General features: G+C 54.2%; 13 protein-coding genes. 3 read left to right on the forward strand and 10 right to left on the reverse strand.

Annotated features, from left to right (window positions below):
- The first annotated feature begins 84 nt into the window (after window positions 1-84).
- Window positions 85-1,170, forward strand: a complete 1,086-nt coding sequence (locus DA718_RS18470) for a porin (RefSeq protein WP_112214624.1) — start codon at window positions 85-87, stop codon at window positions 1,168-1,170.
- A 187-nt stretch (window positions 1,171-1,357) separates the two neighbouring features.
- A complete protein-coding gene (locus tag DA718_RS18475; RefSeq protein ID WP_112214625.1) occupies window positions 1,358-2,548 on the forward strand; it encodes an amino acid aminotransferase in 1,191 nt (396 codons plus the stop codon).
- A 64-nt stretch (window positions 2,549-2,612) separates the two neighbouring features.
- Here DA718_RS18475 and DA718_RS18480 read toward each other — a convergent pair whose 3' ends face one another.
- The 7 genes from DA718_RS18480 to cmoM all read right to left on the reverse strand — a co-directional run bounded on the left by DA718_RS18480 (window position 2,613) and on the right by cmoM (window position 13,341).
- Complete coding sequence (locus tag DA718_RS18480) at window positions 2,613-3,260, reverse strand: MBL fold metallo-hydrolase (RefSeq protein ID WP_112214626.1); 648 nt, start codon at window positions 3,258-3,260, stop codon at window positions 2,613-2,615.
- Between the two features lie 13 nt (window positions 3,261-3,273).
- Window positions 3,274-3,825 (reverse strand): peptidoglycan L,D-endopeptidase MepK, encoded by a 552-nt coding sequence (mepK, locus tag DA718_RS18485; RefSeq protein ID WP_110275398.1) that lies wholly within the window; start codon window positions 3,823-3,825, stop codon window positions 3,274-3,276.
- A gap of 300 nt (window positions 3,826-4,125) precedes the next feature.
- Window positions 4,126-5,919, reverse strand: coding sequence for a L,D-transpeptidase (gene ldtD, locus DA718_RS18490; RefSeq protein ID WP_112214627.1), 1,794 nt, complete (start codon window positions 5,917-5,919; stop codon window positions 4,126-4,128).
- A 183-nt stretch (window positions 5,920-6,102) separates the two neighbouring features.
- The gene (gene mukB, locus DA718_RS18495; protein WP_112214628.1) at window positions 6,103-10,551 is read right to left on the reverse strand and encodes a chromosome partition protein MukB; all 4,449 of its coding nucleotides are present in this window, start codon (window positions 10,549-10,551) and stop codon (window positions 6,103-6,105) included.
- The gene (gene mukE, locus DA718_RS18500) at window positions 10,551-11,255 is read right to left on the reverse strand and encodes a chromosome partition protein MukE (RefSeq protein WP_110275138.1); all 705 of its coding nucleotides are present in this window, start codon (window positions 11,253-11,255) and stop codon (window positions 10,551-10,553) included. Before mukE ends, mukB begins: the two co-directional genes overlap by 1 nt.
- Window positions 11,236-12,558, reverse strand: a complete 1,323-nt coding sequence (gene mukF / locus DA718_RS18505; protein ID WP_004111885.1) for a chromosome partition protein MukF — start codon at window positions 12,556-12,558, stop codon at window positions 11,236-11,238. Before mukF ends, mukE begins: the two co-directional genes overlap by 20 nt.
- Before the next feature lie 3 nt (window positions 12,559-12,561).
- Window positions 12,562-13,341 carry a tRNA uridine 5-oxyacetic acid(34) methyltransferase CmoM gene (gene cmoM / locus DA718_RS18510; RefSeq protein WP_112214629.1) on the reverse strand — a complete coding sequence of 260 codons (780 nt, stop codon included), beginning with the start codon at window positions 13,339-13,341 and terminating at the stop codon, window positions 12,562-12,564.
- A 120-nt stretch (window positions 13,342-13,461) separates the two neighbouring features.
- Between cmoM and elyC the strand changes: the two genes are divergently transcribed.
- Window positions 13,462-14,241 (forward strand): envelope biogenesis factor ElyC, encoded by a 780-nt coding sequence (gene elyC, locus DA718_RS18515; protein ID WP_110275144.1) that lies wholly within the window; start codon window positions 13,462-13,464, stop codon window positions 14,239-14,241.
- Here the strand turns inward: elyC and DA718_RS18520 are convergent.
- The 3 genes from DA718_RS18520 to ycaR all read right to left on the reverse strand — a co-directional run bounded on the left by DA718_RS18520 (window position 14,218) and on the right by ycaR (window position 16,178).
- A complete protein-coding gene (locus DA718_RS18520; RefSeq protein WP_112214630.1) occupies window positions 14,218-15,111 on the reverse strand; it encodes a YcbJ family phosphotransferase in 894 nt (297 codons plus the stop codon). The genes elyC and DA718_RS18520 overlap by 24 nt on opposite strands.
- Before the next feature lie 141 nt (window positions 15,112-15,252).
- Window positions 15,253-15,999 (reverse strand): 3-deoxy-manno-octulosonate cytidylyltransferase, encoded by a 747-nt coding sequence (kdsB, locus tag DA718_RS18525; protein ID WP_112214631.1) that lies wholly within the window; start codon window positions 15,997-15,999, stop codon window positions 15,253-15,255.
- Entirely contained in the window at window positions 15,996-16,178 is a 183-nt protein-coding gene (gene ycaR / locus DA718_RS18530) for a protein YcaR (RefSeq protein ID WP_110275150.1), read from the reverse strand. Before ycaR ends, kdsB begins: the two co-directional genes overlap by 4 nt.
- Window positions 16,179-16,198: the final 20 nt, after the last annotated feature.

Genomic DNA, 16,198 nt, shown 5'->3' on the forward strand with positions numbered 1-16,198 from the left:
ATAGTTCCGTAAATTTTTATTGACAGAACTTATTGGCGGCAGTGGCAAGTGTTCATATAAAAATATAAATGAGGGTAATAAATAATGATGAAGCGCAAAATTCTGGCAGCGGTAATTCCTGCCCTGCTGGTAGCCGGTGCAGCTAACGCTGCAGAAATCTATAACAAAAACGGCAACAAACTGGACTTTTACGGAAAAATGGTTGGCGAGCACATTTGGACTACAAATGGCGACACCAGCAGTGAAGACACCACCTATGCTCGTATCGGCCTGAAAGGCGAAACCCAGATCAACGATCAACTGGTCGGCTACGGTCAGTGGGAATACAACATGGATGCGTCTAATGTTGAAGGTAAACAGACCACCAAAACTCGTCTGGCTTTTGCAGGCTTAAAAGCGGGTGAATACGGTTCATTCGACTACGGTCGTAACTACGGCGCGATCTACGACGTTGAAGCTGCAACCGATATGCTGGTTGAATGGGGTGGCGATGGCTGGAACTACACCGACAACTTCATGACCGGTCGTACCAATGGCGTGGCAACTTACCGTAACTCTGACTTCTTCGGTCTGGTTGATGGTCTGAGCTTTGCGCTGCAGTACCAGGGTAAAAATGACGCCAGCACTCGCGACGTTAAGAAACAAAATGGCGACGGTTTCAGCACCGCAGCAACCTACGCGTTCGAAAACGGCATAGCGTTGTCCGCAGGTTATGCTAACTCCAACCGAACTGGCGATCAGAAAGCTGATGGTAACGGTGACAAGGCTGAAGCATGGGCGACCTCCGCTAAGTACGATGCAAACAACGTCTACGCTGCAGTGATGTACTCTCAGACCTATAACATGACCCCAGAAAACGAAGGCAACTACTTCGCGGGTAAAACTCAGAACTTCGAAGCTGTCGTTCAGTATCAGTTCGACTTCGGTCTGCGTCCGTCCATCGGCTACGTACAAACTAAAGGCAAGAACCTGCAGGAACGCGCTGGTTTCTCCGGCGGCGATGCTGACCTGGTTAAATACATCGAAGTGGGTACCTGGTACTACTTCAACAAGAACATGAACGTTTACGCTGCGTATAAATTCAACCAGCTGGACGACAACGACTACACCAAAGCTGCTGGCGTTGCTACCGACGACCAGGCTGCAGTGGGTATCGTTTACCAGTTCTAATCAGCAGTACACCCCTTCGTGATATGCCTAAAAAGCAGGACTTCGGTCCTGCTTTTCTGCGTTCCTAAGATGAAGATCGTAACTTTTGAAAACCTTCTCGCTTTTTGTCGCAAACGGTTGGCAATTCACAGAACTCCCGTTAACCTGATAGCGGATTTCCCTTCAGTAATCACAATGGAACCTCGTCATGTTTGAGAAAATTACTGCCGCCCCCGCCGACCCTATTTTGGGCCTGGCCGATCTATTTCGTGCCGATGACCGCCCAACAAAAATTAACCTTGGAATTGGTGTTTATAAAGATGAAACAGGTAAGACACCAGTCCTGACCAGCGTAAAAAAAGCAGAGCAATATCTGCTGGAAAATGAAACCACCAAGAATTATCTGGGCATTGACGGTATTCCAGAATTTGGTCGTTGTACCCAGGAGCTCTTGTTTGGCAAAGGAAGCGCGATTATTAATGATAAACGCGCGCGTACCGCCCAGACTCCGGGCGGTACCGGTGGCCTGCGCGTTGCCGCAGACTTCCTGGCGAAGAATACCGATGCCAAACGCATTTGGGTGAGCAACCCTAGCTGGCCTAACCACAAAAGCGTATTTAACTCAGCCGGGCTGGAAGTTTGCGAATATGCTTACTACGATGCGGCTAACCACCGGCTTGACTTCGACGGTCTGCTGGCCAGCCTGAACGAAGCGCAGGCGGGCGATGTCGTTCTGTTCCACGGCTGCTGCCACAACCCAACCGGTATCGATCCGACGCTGGAGCAGTGGCAACAGTTGGCGCAGCTGTCCGTAGAGAAAGGCTGGCTGCCGCTGTTTGACTTCGCCTATCAAGGTTTTGCTCGTGGTCTGGAAGAAGATGCTGAAGGCCTGCGTGCGTTTGCCGCGCTGCATAAAGAGCTGCTGGTTGCGAGCTCCTACTCGAAGAACTTCGGCCTGTACAATGAGCGCGTAGGCGCCTGTACACTGGTTGCTGCTGACCAGGAAACGGTAGACCGTGCTTTCAGCCAGATGAAGTCCGTTATTCGCGCTAACTACTCTAACCCACCGGCTCACGGCGCATCGGTAGTTGCGACCATTCTTAGCAACGACGCGCTGCGCGCCATCTGGGAACAAGAACTCACTGACATGCGTCAGCGCATTCAGCGTATGCGCCTACTGTTCGTGAATACTCTGCAGGAAAAAGGCGCCAGCCGTGACTTTTCCTTCATCATTCAGCAGAACGGTATGTTCTCGTTCAGCGGCCTGACCAAAGAGCAGGTACTGCGTCTGCGTGAAGAGTTCGCGATTTACGCCGTGGCATCCGGGCGTATTAACGTCGCCGGTATGACACCTGACAACATGGCACCGCTGTGCGAAGCGATTGTTGCCGTGCTGTAACCTCATCTTAAAAAAACAAAAGGCCGCATCTGCGGCCTTTTTTACATCCTTCAATCCGGCATCATTACCAGACCGGCATTTCATCCTGCAGAAAAGGATTATGCAGGCGCTCATAGCCCAGAGTCGACATAGGACCGTGACCGGGAATAAACGACACGTCATCGCCCAGCGGCAATAATTTGCGTTTTATCGCCTCGATCAACTGATTGTGATCGCCGCGCGGGAAGTCGCTGCGCCCTACTCCGCCTTTGAAAATCACATCACCTGAAATTAGTAGTCTGGAAGCACCGTCAAAGAAGACCACGTGCCCGGGAGTGTGGCCTGGGCAATGCAGCACCTGCAGGGAAATATTCCCCACGCTAACCACATCGCCCTCATTCAGCCAGCGATCCGGTTGTAGCGGCTGGCACTCATCCAGACCAAACATCCGGCTTTGTGCGGGTAATCCCTCCAGCCAGAACTCATCTTCTTTTTCCGGACCGATAATCGGCACGCCGTAATGTTGTGCCAGTTCCGCTGCGGCGCCTACGTGATCGAGATGACCGTGAGTGAGCAGGATCTGCATCAGGCTAACACCTGCCGCCGTCACTTCCTGTTTGATTCGCTCAGCATCACCGCCAGGATCGACCAGAGCTGCCAGCCGGGTTTGTTCACACCAGATCAAAGAACAGTTCTGCGCGAACGCGGTAACCGGAATAATACGATAGTTCATGATGCTCCTTTCGTTACCAGTGCCGTACCGGCCCGGTGTCAATATGCACAAAGTTGCTACGTGGGTAATATCCTACACCACCTGTGCGCATAGATAACGCCGCTTTGCGAACATTGCTTAACGAAATGCCTTCAATATGGAAATCCATGGCCTGACCCTTAGTGTGGTAGCTATGCTTCGCCACACCACGGCTTCGTGCCCGAAGTTCATCATTGGTATCGAGGGAACGATAACCAGAGATGAGCTGGACAGGCTTGTTGGTGCCTATTAATCCCTGCAAGCGATAGAGTTGATCGAACAAACCAGGATCGATGGATTTAATTTTATTCGCGCGGTAGTCGCGGAAAAAATGATTAAGTCTTGCTAATTCATCCTGAATATAGCCTCTGCCATCGAAAAACTCCGCCTTGAGTGATTCACCAGTATGCAGGTTGTTCAGCGTCAAAATACGCGGTCGGGGGGTCGAGAGGGTGGCAAATGCCGGCGCAGGCAGAATGGCAGCAGCACCGAGCGCAGCTCCACCTAACGCCAGCAGTTTGCGGCGATTAGCGTCAAATTTGTCCATGATAATCAGGTCTACAGGTAAATGAATCGTAATATACTTTTCCCGCAATCCGCCTGTTAGCCGCCAGCACGCGCTCACCTCCCTGACAGCTAATAAATATCAGCCACAGAGAATTTGCTGCTTACCGCCACACGCATTTGCAGGATTATATGTATATGCACTTCTGGCGCACGAAAGGCACCTTACCGGGCATTATTGCCAACGTCAAGGTAGCCCAACCCCAGTAAACTCGGGCCTTGCAGACAACAAGGCCCATTTTCACACAAAGATAGGACAACCGAATCCGTTGAACTACTTCATTTATCTGATTAATTGTTCAGCTTTAGACAGGATTTGTGCGCTGGATCGCGCGGTGAGATCGTAATTGTAAATATCTGTTCGATATTGTGTACGTCCATCCGTGCCAACAAAGGCGGTCAAATAATAGAGATTAACCGGGATATTCTGGCGAATATTCACGTAGCGGGTATTGCCCTGCTTGAGCGCATCTGAAATTCGCGCATCGTTCCAGCCAGCATCCTGCAGCAGCATATTCGCCAGCTCCGAAGCTTTATTAACGCGCACGCATCCGGAGCTCAGAGCCCGACCGTCTCTCTGGAACAGATTATGGTTCGGCGTATCGTGCAAATAGATAGCATCCGAACTCGGCATATTAAATTTATAACGCCCCAGCGAATTACGCGCACCTGGCGCCTGCTGGAAGCGGAACGGTAAATTCGATGCTGTTATGGTCTCCCAATCAACCTGCCACGGATCAATCGCTTCTTTACTGTTCCAGCCACGCATAAGCGTATAACCGTGCTGCTCAAGATAGCCTGGATTATTGCGCACCTTCGGCAGGATATCTTTACGCGCCAGCGTCGGCGGCACATTCCACGGCGGGTTAACCACCACGTTGTTCAGCGCGCTGCTCATCATCGGCGTTTTGCGATCCGGACGGCCAACAATAACCCGCGATGCCAGCACCTGGCTGCCATCCTGGTAGTAGACCAGCGAAAACGCCGGGATATTGACCATAATTCCGGTCGACAAATTGCCCGGCAGCAAGCGCAAACGCTGAATATTCAGCGCCAGCACGCCTGCACGCTGCGCTGGTGAAACATTAAGCCAATCACGAGTTGCCGGACCAATGACCCCATCAGCCCCTAAACCTTGCCACGCCTGGAAGCGCTTAACACCTTCAACTAATTGCCGATCGTAAACGCCGCGACCGCTGCTTTTGGCCGTTTTCTCAGCCGATGGGCTAACAACATCATCGCCAGGCAAAGCAATTTTGGCAGAATCATCCAGCATGCCAGTACGCTGTAAAATTTCACGCAACGCGCCAGCATCGTTGCTCCACTCCCCAGGACGCAGCGATGCCTTACTGGTGAGCTGCGGCCATGGACGCGAATCAGCAACCTGGGCTAATAACGCCTGGTGCATAGCGGCATACTGCGGATGCTGTGGCGAAAGACCGGCGATAAACTGCGGTAGCGAACCGTTATCCAGTGCCTGCTGCCACAGATTAATGACTGATAGCGGCGGCGTCGACATCGTGTACGGTTTAGTACCATACAGCCAGCGATTACCCTGCGTCGGAATACCGCTAATAAAATGCAAATAACCCATCATGGCATCGGATAAGACAATATCTCGCGCCAGGCCGTTGACCGCTGGGTCGGTCAGCAGCTCTACCCATTTGGTGAACTGCGGTTGAAAACCGGCGATAGCGACTTCAGCCAATTGTTGTTGAAACGCCTGCACCGCCTCACGATTATCCCACATCGGTTTCATGTCCCTGGCCGCATACAGCGATACCAGTGGATTCATAAATACCGGCTGATAACCGGACGGCAGAACGGCCTGAATATCGGCACGACTTTTTATCGCCGCATCGGCGGGAAGCGCCTGCTCACCGGCCATTTTGGCGACCGTCGCAGATTGGCCTTCGCTCAGGCCCAGCGCAGAAGAGAGCTCTCCGATAGTTGCAGAGCTGTCTGTTGGTACAACTTCAGGCTCTTCGGCCTGGACATTGAACAGTGGAGCAAATGCAAAAGCCAGGCTCAGGCTGAGCACCGACAATTGACGACCATACCATTTCTTTAGCAACATCCCTTGCCCCCTGTTAACACATTGCCGCCCGCAAAATTGGGGCTCACTTTCAGTATATGAAGACGAAAACGCTTTTGCCTTCCCAAATGTAAAGAAGTTAAAAGATTATACAATCCTAAAATACACGAACGGATAACAAAAAGGGCGACATCATGCCGCCCTTTGACTGGTCACCGAATAGACCTACGAAGCATCAGCCGTTCCCGGCAGCGTTTCAGGTAGCTGTGGGGCAAAGCCACGCAGCCCAACGACATGCACATGCTCGTGGTTATTCACCACTTTACGCACCAGTTTGTAAGTCGTCCCTTTTTCCGGGCTGATATTTTCGGGTGCCGCGATAATCAACTGCATTTCCAGACGATCGCACAGCTCGAACAGCGTCGCGATAGAACGGGCATCCAGACGCGCCGCTTCATCAAGGAACAGCAGACGACACGGCGAGATATCCTTGCCGCGCAGGCGCAGGGATTCATCTTCCCAGCTCTGCACCACCATCACCAGAATCGACATCCCGGTACCGATAGCCTCACCGGTTGACAACGCCCCGGACTCCGCACGCAGCCAGCCGTCAGAACCACGGTTAACTTCGACTTCCATCTCCAGATAGTTACGGTAGTCGAGCAGCTCCTCGCCAATGGTTTGCGGCGTGCGCTGGCCCATATCTATCTGCGGGTTCAGGCGCTGATACAGCTTCGCCAACGCTTCCGAGAAGGTCAGACGGTTGCTGTTAAACAGGTCCTGATGCTGTTCGTGCTGCTCAGACAACACGTCCAGCAGCGTCGAGTGGGTCTCCCGTACATTGACGTTCAGACGCACGCTGTTGACCTGACCGAAGGAGACGCTCTGCAGCCCCTGGTTGAGCATACGAATACGGTTCTGCTCGCGCTGGATGGTCTTGCGGATGATATTGGCCACGCTGCGAGAGCTAATAGCTAGCTTCTGCTCGCGGTTGGTCAGCTCTTCCGTCAGACGGCTGAGTTCAATCTCCATCTGCTCAATCGCTTCGACCGGATCGTCGGTACGGATGATGTCCTGGCGGATACGCTCGCGCAGATGCTGATAGACGGCGACGAAGAACTGAATTTTACGTTCCGGGCGCTTCGGATCTTCAGAAACACGCAGTACATCGCGTAGATGCTCGTTATCCGATACCGCCAGACGCAGCGCGCCGAGCGCCTTATCCGACATTGAACGCAGCTCGTCAGCAGAAAGGTAAGCCAGCTCACGGCGATGCAGACGACGTTCCACGCCGTTGTCTTTCACCAGGCGCATCACCGTGCACCAGCCCGCTTTGGCGCTCACCACCTGTTCGCGCATTTCGCAGTAATCGCGCTCCAGCTTACGCAGCTTGCGGGTCAGGTTGTCCATTTCCGCTTCGCAGAAGGTCAACGCTTTCTCGAGCTGATTACGCCGCGAACGGTTGTTGCTCAGCTGAGCATGCAGCTCGTCACGACGCAGACGGGCGCGCTCTTCAGCACCCGCATCAGCGCGTACGCCGATATCCTGAAGCTCTTTATGCAGGTCGTTGAGCAGCTCTTTTTTGGTGTCATACGAACTTTTCAACGACGCCAGTACCTGGTTGTACTGGTTGAGCTGCGCGGCGTGGGTACGTAACGCTTCACGAGTTCGGGCGCGTTCCGCTTCCGCTTGCTCAAGACGCTGACGCAGCTTCTCGTTCAGATCGCTATTCCCACTCAGCATCTCTGCTGAATCCGAGTAGCTAAAGTGGGCACGGCGCTGCACCACTTCGGTCAGCGCAAACGCCTGCTGACGCGCATCGCGTTGAGTCTGCTGCGAATACGCGTAATCTTCTTTTAACTGTTCAAACTGCTCAGGGTCGCTCTGGAGAACGGAAACCATCGGCTCCAGTTTCGCCAGCTGATTACCATGCTGCTGTACAAAGCGAGCGGCTTCCTGCGCTTCGTCAAGGCGTTCCTGGATTTCATCAACGCGATCGGCCAGCGAATCATCGGCCAGCAGATTCAGACGCGGCAACAGGCGATTCAGCGCGGATACGCCCTCTTTCGCCTGCTCGTACTGCACCCGATTCTGCTGGTTATCGCTTTCATGCGCGCTCAGCGCCCGCTCAAGCTCGCCACGTCGGGTATTGAGTTTGCGGATTTCTTCTTCCGGGTCATCCTCGAAGGCCACCGCCAGATGATTGCCGATAAAGCGGCTGAACGCCTGATGCAAACGCTGAGTTTTCTGCACATCAAACGACAGCGTCGCAAAGCGTTCTGACAGGCTTTCACGCTCGGCGTGTAGCGTTTCGACGCGGCTTTCGCGGGCAGCTCGGCCAAACAGCGGCAGCGTCGGGAAGCGTGAATAGCGCCACTGACGATCGGCAATCTTAACGACAACCGCTTTTTCCAGCTCATCAACGCTGAATACGCTGTCATCAAACGACTGCGGATCCCCTTCGATCAGATAGAGATCTTCCGGACAATCTTCCAGCCCTTCCAGCTGTTCAGCAATGCGCGACAGGTCCGGTACCACAATCGCGTGGCGGGACGGTCCGTATAGCGCGGAGTAATACGGCGCATCGTCGAGGCTCACGTCATCATAGATTTCTGACAGCAGCACGCCGCCAAAACGTTCCGCCAGCGTATTCAGGCGCTGATCTTCAGAGCCGCCCGGCTGACTGAGACGCTCAATTTCATCGTCGATAGCGCGCTTGCGGGCACCGACTTCATCACGCTCTACGATGGCCTCGCGTTCACGCTCCAGCAACTGCTGGAGATACTCAGTGACGTCCTGGCTTGATTCAAACTGCTCGCCGCTCTGCTCGCAAAGCTGGTTGAGGCTGTTCTGCGCTGCCAGCCATATTGGCGCGCGGCGCATCAGTGTCTGGGTGCGCGATTGCAGCTGCTCCAGTTCCTGACGCAAGGTCATGCGCCGTTCACTGGCGGAAGAGACGCTGTCAGACAACGAAGCAATACGGGCTTCCAGCTCCTGATGCAGGGCTTCCAGCTCGTCGATATCGTAGCGTTTGCCCTGACGTTTGCAGAACTCGGTCAGCTGGCGCTCGGCATCCTGCTGTTCACGCAGGCGCTGTTCAAGTTCAGTCAGGCGACTGCGCAACCCATGGGCCTGCTCAGCCTGATGACGCTGATTGACACCATCGCGCAGCAGTTCGCGTGCTACATCCCAGGCCTCGTTACGCGCCAACGGGCCGTTTATCGAAGCCACCAGCTGATACGCCTGCTCGAACTGGCTGTGCGCGGTTTGCGCCACGCTCATTTTCTGGTCCAGCGACAGCATTTTCTCCGTCGCTTCCTGCTCTTTCGCCTGGAAGGTTTCCAGCCACTCGTCGGCGCTCTCCGGGGTTAAGTCCGGCAGATGGCAGAGGGCTTTTGCCCGCTCCAGCGCCTGCAGCGCTTGGTTATACTGAATCGCACGAGTCTGCTGCACATCCAGCGCCTGTTGGTAGTCGGCCAGCTGGTTCTTCAGCTCATCCACTTCCAGCTCGGCGGCTTCGGCGCGAGCCTCGTTCTCTTCCTGTTGGTCAACCGCTTCCGCCACGACTTCATTTTGCTCTTCGAGACGGATCTGCAGTTCATCGAGATCTGCTTCATAGCGCTCGATTTTTTCCTGCTGACGCAGAGCGGTTTGCACCAGGTTCAGGTGATCGCTGGCAGCCTGGTAATCGGCTTCCAGATCGCCTTCCGCCCCGTTATGCTCCTGCAGTTCGCGCGCCATATCGACGTGCTTGTACTGCTCGGCGGCAAGCTGTGCTCGCGAGGTGAACAGATCGCGCCGGTATTCCAGCGCTTTGTCGAGATGAATGCGTCGCTCGTTGGCGTGGCGCATATAGTCAGCCGCCACGTAGTTGGTGGCTTCGCTGATCAGATGTTTGAACAGATCGCGGTCGGACTGCGTGACGCGAATCGCTTCCAGCGTCATGCGGTTTTCGCGCAACGCCGCTTCCATATCCTGAAACGCTTTACGTACGCCGCTGTTTTCCGGCAGCAGGTAGTCGCGCAGCGAGCGGGTGATGGTGCTCGAAATCCCGCCGTACAGAGAGGCTTCGATCAGGCGATAGTATTTGCTACGGTCCGAGGCCGAACGTAGGCGACGAGCCACCACGCCCAGGTCAAACATCAGCGAGTGATATTCGGTGATAGAGTTGAACTGCTTGAACTGCACCCCTTCCATCGCTTCGAGTTTATCTTTCAACTCGTTGAGCGTAACGACGCGCGCCTGGCGTTCGTTAAGGGTTTCAGTTAGCAACTGAGTCGGCTGAATGGAGGTCGGCAGGCCCTGAATCGCAAAAGGTTTGATATCGACTTTACGATCGCGACCAGCGACCTGCTGTAGACGCACCCCAACCACCACGCGCTGGTGACGAGAGTTGATAACGTCCAGCACTGAGTAACAAACCCCGGCGCGCAGCTTACCGTGCAGACCTTTGTCGCGCGAACCGCTGGTGGCCCCGGCTTCCGTGGTGTTACGGAAGTGTAGCAGCGTAAGGTCCGGGATCAGCGCCGTAACGAAAGCCGCCATGGTTGTGGATTTACCGGCACCGTTACCGCCCGAAAGCGTGGTCACCAATTCATCGAGATCAAAAGTACGGGCAAAAAAACCGTTCCAGTTAACCAGCGTCAGCGAGCGAAATTTACCGCGTTCAATCATTACTCTTCCTCCCCGCTATCCGGCTGATTTTCTTCATTCTCATCATTGAGCTGCAGGCGATTTTCCAGCGCCATGGCTTCGCCGTCGCGGATCATGCGCAGCTGCGCTTCGCGCGGATCGTCTCCAGCACGTACGTCAGCCCCGAAGCGGAAGACCGATTCAGTGATGCGGAATTTGCTGCTGTCATGGCCCATAAACCACACCATGCCAAGACGGCGCAGGCGGTTAAGCGAGGCGCGCATTTTTTCCTGCAGTTTCTGGCGGTCAAGGTCGGAACCAGTGGAGCGGTTATTCACCAGCTTCAGCAGTTTCGCTTCATCCGCCAGAGTCAGCAGCTCATCATAAAGCTCCTGCTGGGTGAAGATACCTTCATTCGCCAGACGCTCCGGGCTCAGATAGAGGTAGCAAAGAATTTTACCCACCATCATATCCAGCTCGGAGAGCACCGAACGCGGGATAAGCGTGGTGGAACGCGGGCGCAGATAGAAAAATCCCTCCGGCGCGCGAATCAGCTCAACGTTATAGCGAGCATAAAACTCTTCCAGGTAATCCTGAAAATCCATTAAAAAGGCGTGATTATCCAGCTCGTCGAGACCGACGTGACGGCCCGCGCGCAGGGCGCTATCCAGCGCCGGGAATAACGGATTAGCCAACGCTTGCGCCAGTTTAACTGGCATCACTTGTTCAATATTTGTCGATGACATGCGCCTGTACCTTGGCTCCGTAATCATTAATCGGCTGCCATTTGGCTGGCAGTCCGGTGAAATCTGCTTGCGCTACGCCCAAACGTACCGCCTGGTCGACAACAATTCGCGCGACATCAAAGTGGCGTGCGCGCGGATATTGCGACAAATATTCGCGAACCACCAGGCCAAGATCCAGCGGTAATCCCTTCTCTTTATAGACTGCCAGCTGCCCTTCAATTAGCGCCGCCAACTGCTCGCGAATTTCGTTAAACTCTTCGTACTCCAGATCCGCCGGAAGTTCCCCGGTCACCTCTTCATCATGCAGCGCCATCTCTTCATCGCGCATATCAAGCAGACGATCGGCATTCGCATGAGTGAGCGCCCACGGAGCGTCGAAGTAGGTTTGCACCGACTGACGCAGACGCTGCGCGAAGACACGGTTTTTATCCATATCGATGGCGGTGCGGATAAATTTATGCACGTGGCGATCGTAGCCAATCCACAGGTCAATCGCCTGCTGGCCCCAGCTGACAATGCGGTCCAACTTGCTTTGCAAATCGAACACCAGGCGATCGATAAAATTCAGATCGTCGCGGGCCATGGTCGAATCCTGAATGCGCAGCAGGTTTGCCTGCAGCTTATCGCCGGCTGCATCCAGCGTATCCTGCAGTTCGCGCAAAGTACCGGAGGTTTCCGACAGCAACAGTTCACAGCTGGAAATCGCCGCCCGCCAGTCTTTGTTCAACAGCTGAGCAATGTCGTCTTTCACCAACTGCTGCTGCTCGTCCATGATTCGCTGAGTCAGGTCAATACTGTCGAATATTTCCGCTACCGAGTACTTCAGCGGGGCGAAAACGTTACGGTGCCAGTGGAACTCATCGCCCCCCTCTTCTGCAGAGTCAGCGGCACGCTTGAGCTCACCGGCAACGATCGATAGCTGCATTGACAGACGCAGGGTGGAAAACTCACGCTGGCGAATATAATAATCGGTGATCCCGATGCCTAAAGGCGTCAGGCGATAAATGGCATTGCCTTCGGTAATTTCGCTGGTAAAGCGGTTCAGCAGACGCTGGCGCACCATATCGTTAATGGCATTATTGGCACGCTGGCTGATGGTTTCGCTGGTCTGCTCAAACGCATCACTGACGTGGCGGAACGCGTCCACCAGTTCTCCCTCGGTCATTTCCCCTTCCATCCGCTCACCGTTCAGCGTGGCAATCGCCAGCAGGAAAGAGAGTCTGTCGACCGGCAGCGAAATAGAAAAATCATTTTTCCTGGCCCAGGCAACCAGTTCGGGGACTGTCTGGGAAAATTCACTCATAGTTTATCCTTGCATCTGCGGCTTAAGCGCGGTGACATGAATGTAACGACCCAGGCTGATATACGGCTCCTGGCGACAGTAGCGCGTTTCCAGCTCCAGTAGCGCCGCAAACTTGTCGTGCTGTTGGCGTTTTTCACGCAGATAATCATGAAACACTCGCACGCCGGTCTTACCGGTAATCTGCCAGCCAATTTCTTCCAGCCAGCCATAAACCTGCTGCGGATCGCGCGGATAATCCGGCGATAGCGTGCGTTTTTTCTTTTTCGGCATACCTAATTGCACATAGTCTAAATTTCCGACAACGATATTGCGCATCAATAGACCGTTAGCATTGTAGAACATGAGCGACAACGCGCCGCCGGGACGTAAAATTGACCACAGCGTACGCAGCATCGCCTGCGGCTCGGCTACCCATTCCAGCACCGCATGAAACAGTATCAGATCGACAGGACTTTCCAAATGCTGCTCAATATCCTGAGCTGCGCATTGTACAAAATGCATGTTGTCGATCACACCTTTATCAGTGGCAGCCTGTCGGGCACGAGCCACCATTTCGCCGGAAAGATCGCATAATGTGACATGGTGACCCATTTCCGCCACTTTGATTGCCGTTTGCCCTTCGCCGCCGCCCGCGTCAAGAACCCGCAGTGGTCCCGGCCCCATCTGGCTGAGCAGCGGTTGCAGATCCTGCCAGAGGATCGCCTGCCGCAGCTGGCCCTTGGTGGTGCCGTAGATATTGCGCGAAAGCTTATCAGCAATATCATCGAAATTACGATCCTTCACGGATGACTCCACACGCCAACACAAAGCCGCTATTTTGTCATACCCGCGCGGAGAATGGAGCGATCTGTTATAAGATCCGGGCATATCTTTGGTTATATGGTTAAAAAGGAACCATCCGGCATGCTTTTTACGCTGAAAAAGTTTTTAGGTGGCATGATGCTTCCGCTCCCCCTGCTGTTATTGCTTATCGCTCTGGGGATAGCGTTACTGTGGTTTAGCCGTTTCCAGCGCGCAGGCAAGCTCTGCGTAAGTCTCGGTTGGCTACTGTTGTTGCTTCTTAGCCTGCAACCGGTGGCCGACAGTTTGCTCAAACCTATTGAGGATAAATACCCGACGTGGCGCGGCGAAGAGCGCGTGCAGTACGTGGTTGTGCTCGGCGGAGGCTACACGTGGAACCCTGAGTGGGCTCCCAGTTCAAACCTGATCAGCAATAGCTTGCCACGGTTGGCGGAGGGGATCCGCCTGTGGTATGCAAACCCGGGTGCAAAATTGATCTTTACTGGCGGGAGAGCAAAAACTAACCCGATGAGTTCCGCTGAAACCAGCGCCAGAGTTGCAGAGAGCCTGGGCATACCGCGCAGCGAAATTATCGTGCTGGATAAACCTAAAGATACTGAAGAAGAGGCCGCAGCGGTGAAAGAAGCGATTAGCGATGCCCCATTCCTGCTGGTGACCTCCGCCTCACACCTGCCGCGAGCGATGATTTTCTTTCGTCAGGCCGGACTGAATCCTTTACCCGCCCCCGCCAACCAGTTGGCGATCGAGTCACCACTCAATCCGTGGGAACGCGCAATTCCGTCCCCCGTATGGCTGATGCATAGCGATCGGGTTGGCTACGAAACGTTAGGTCGCATCTGGCAGTGGTTAAAAGGATCCTCAGGCGAGCCAGGGCAAAATTGATTTTGCCGCAAGGTCGAAACGGGCGCGATCAAAGCGCCCGGTATTCACCAGGTTTTCCACTTCATCCCACAACAGATACAGCCAGCGCCGCCAAAGAAAAGCCTCAGCTACCGGCGCACGACGCAGATAGTGCCACAATAGCTGCTCTCCTTGCCCACCATCGGCCAGACGAAATAACTCAAATTCACGCGGAGCCCAGAGCATCATGCCCGGCCCCACCATCGCCAGCAGCTGATCACTACGCGCATCTTTCAGCATGCTGCGCAGCGTAAAGCTACCGTGCACCAGAACACAGTTATCATTAAAGTCTTTAAACAGATCTGCAAGGCATTCGCGAGTACGGAACAAAATACGTTTGTCCTGCATGGTCAGGCCGGTATCCTGATAGAGATTCAGCGTGCTCCATAGCACCTCGATCCGTTGGCGATACCAGTGCGGCCAGAGGTTTTCCTGAGTGCTATCAACCATCCCTACGCAACCACCGCTATCCTGCCGATGCCAGGCCAGTAGCGCTTCAACGATTTGCTCCTGCAATTGTTCCCAGCGTTCCGGGGTACGGGCGGGCGCTTCAACCGAAACGCCACGCAGTCGTTCAATCAGCAGGACATCGGGCCCAGGTTGCTCTTCATGCGTCATTACGCCATAGACAACCGGCATGCGTACGGTTCCACTACGCGCAAGAGTCGAGATTTTCCACGCCAGCTGACGCGCTATCCCCGGCGTCGTAAAACTTCGTGCCAGCAGCGGCATTGGGTTTCCTTGAGCATCATATAGCGACCACAGCGCCGACGAAGGCTTTTCGCTGACGCACTCCACGCGGCTTAGTTTTTCACCAAGCAGATGGCTCAGTTCGGTACGCAACTGTTCCATTTCAGATTACCCCTATGAATACTACCGGTTTCATAATGAGCGTCTGCTACGGGGTTGTCATCGGGTGAGATCAAAATTGCCGCAAAAAAGTATGGAAAAACGGCCTGAATATATCCCCTCCAGACGGAGGGGATGAAAAGATTAACGCAACTCTGCGCGAACGCGTTCCAGATCTTCCGGCGTATCAACGCCCGTTCCCGGAACCACTTCAGCCACCGCAACATGGATTTTTTCGCCGTACCACAGAACGCGCAGCTGCTCTAGCATTTCAATCTGCTCCAGCGGACTTGGCGCCCAGCTGACGTAGCGACGAATGAAACCGGCACGATAGCCGTAAATACCGATATGGCGCAGCAAAGAGTCGCCGATAGTTTCGCGGGATTGAGCAAAACGATCGCGATCCCACGGAATGGTGGCGCGGGAGAAATAGAGCGCGTAGCCTGCAGCGTCCATCACGACCTTCACAGCATTCGGATTAAACGCTTCTTCGGCATCGTGAATTGGTACCGCTAAGGTTGCCATACCGCTGGTGCTGGCGGCCAGATTTTCAGCGACCTGACGCACTATCGCCGGCGGGATCATCGGCTCATCGCCCTGAATGTTAACGATGATAGTGTCGTCACTAAAGGCGCATTTCTCGACCACCTCGGCAAGGCGCTCGGTACCGGATTGATGATCTTCACGCGTCATACATACTTCACCACCGGCAGCTTCAACCGCACGGGCAACGTCCGGGTGGTCAGTAGCAACGATGATACGGTCGGCTCCGGACTCACGTGCACGCTCCAGCACATGGACAATCATCGGTTTGCCATTGATATCCTGAAGCGGTTTTCCCGGCAGGCGAGTCGAAGCAAAACGGGCGGGAATGATAACCACGAAGCTCATGACTGGCTCTCTTCTACAGCAAGCGGACGGGCTTCAGTTTCTAACAGTACAGGAATGCCGTCTCGCAGCGGGAAAGCCAGGCTATCAAGTTTGCAGATCAGTTCTTGCTTATCCTGGCTGTAATACAGCTTACCGTTACAAACCGGACAGGCGATAATTTCAAGTAAACGATGATCCATGATTCCTCCAGATGGACCGA

Source organism: Klebsiella huaxiensis (genome assembly GCF_003261575.2).
In the GTDB taxonomy this organism is placed as follows: domain Bacteria; phylum Pseudomonadota; class Gammaproteobacteria; order Enterobacterales; family Enterobacteriaceae; genus Klebsiella; species Klebsiella huaxiensis.

Excerpts from the sequence above, each read along its gene's own strand:
- DA718_RS18470 (WP_112214624.1), top strand. The coding sequence starts at position 85 with ATGATGAAGCGCAAAATTCTGGCAGCGGTAATTCCTGCCCTGCTGGTA.
- DA718_RS18475 (WP_112214625.1), top strand. The coding sequence starts at position 1,358 with ATGTTTGAGAAAATTACTGCCGCCCCCGCCGACCCTATTTTGGGCCTG.
- DA718_RS18480 (WP_112214626.1), bottom strand. The coding sequence starts at position 3,260 with ATGAACTATCGTATTATTCCGGTTACCGCGTTCGCGCAGAACTGTTCT.
- mepK (WP_110275398.1), bottom strand. The coding sequence starts at position 3,825 with ATGGACAAATTTGACGCTAATCGCCGCAAACTGCTGGCGTTAGGTGGA.
- ldtD (WP_112214627.1), bottom strand. The coding sequence starts at position 5,919 with ATGTTGCTAAAGAAATGGTATGGTCGTCAATTGTCGGTGCTCAGCCTG.
- mukB (WP_112214628.1), bottom strand. The coding sequence starts at position 10,551 with ATGATTGAACGCGGTAAATTTCGCTCGCTGACGCTGGTTAACTGGAAC.
- mukE (WP_110275138.1), bottom strand. The coding sequence starts at position 11,255 with ATGTCATCGACAAATATTGAACAAGTGATGCCAGTTAAACTGGCGCAA.
- mukF (WP_004111885.1), bottom strand. The coding sequence starts at position 12,558 with ATGAGTGAATTTTCCCAGACAGTCCCCGAACTGGTTGCCTGGGCCAGG.
- elyC (WP_110275144.1), top strand. The coding sequence starts at position 13,462 with ATGCTTTTTACGCTGAAAAAGTTTTTAGGTGGCATGATGCTTCCGCTC.
- DA718_RS18520 (WP_112214630.1), bottom strand. The coding sequence starts at position 15,111 with ATGGAACAGTTGCGTACCGAACTGAGCCATCTGCTTGGTGAAAAACTA.
- kdsB (WP_112214631.1), bottom strand. The coding sequence starts at position 15,999 with ATGAGCTTCGTGGTTATCATTCCCGCCCGTTTTGCTTCGACTCGCCTG.
- ycaR (WP_110275150.1), bottom strand. The coding sequence starts at position 16,178 with ATGGATCATCGTTTACTTGAAATTATCGCCTGTCCGGTTTGTAACGGT.